1 protein-coding gene is annotated in these 732 nt (G+C 67.9%); it reads left to right on the top strand.

The window, feature by feature from the left end; genetic code table 11:
- Window positions 1-732: AMP-binding protein (locus ACY1JZ_RS26015; RefSeq protein WP_462631685.1), on the top strand; the 732-nt coding region annotated here is incomplete at both ends.

The following is a 732-nucleotide window of genomic DNA, read 5'->3' as shown; positions in this document are numbered from 1 at the left end:
GGAGGAAGCATCGTCATAAACGCGAGCGCAGACAAGACAGCGGCAATCGGAGAGATCGCGGCAGCGGACGAGGTCGAGCTGCTGAAGCTGACGCCGACGCATCTGCGCTTGTTGCTGCTGAGCGGTCATCGCCCGCAGCGTCTGCGGAGCCTGATCGTGGGCGGGGAGGCGCTGGAGACGGAGCTGGCGCGGCGAGTTCATGGGCAGTTCGAGGGACGAGTCACGATCTACAACGAGTACGGGCCGACGGAGACGGTGGTGGGCTGCATGCTGCATGCCTACGAGCCCTCGCGCGACCTGTACGCGACGGTGCCGATCGGCCGCCCGGCGGACAATGTGCGCCTCTATGTGCTGGATCGCGGGCTGCAGCCCGTGCCCGGCGGAGCGGTCGGGGAGCTGTATATCGCCGGAGACGGCGTGGCGCGCGGCTACTGGGAGCGGGAGGAGCTGACGGAGGAGCGGTTCATCGGCGATCCGTTCAGCGCAGGGCAGCGGATGTATCGCACGGGTGATCTGGTGCGGAGGCTGGCGGACGGGACGCTGCTGTACCTGGGCCGGGAGGACGAGCAGGTGAAGGTGCGTGGCTACCGGATCGAGATGGGCGAGATCGAGGCGGAGCTGGTGGAGCAGGGAAGTGTGCGGGAAGCGGCGGTCGTTGCACGGCAGGACGGGGAAGCGGGCATGAGCCTGTGGGCGTATGTGACGGCCGATCAGCCCGTGGAGGCAAGCGAG

It is taken from the genome of Paenibacillus sp. J5, from assembly GCF_054955055.1.
This window is presented reverse-complemented; position numbering and strand designations above follow the sequence as displayed.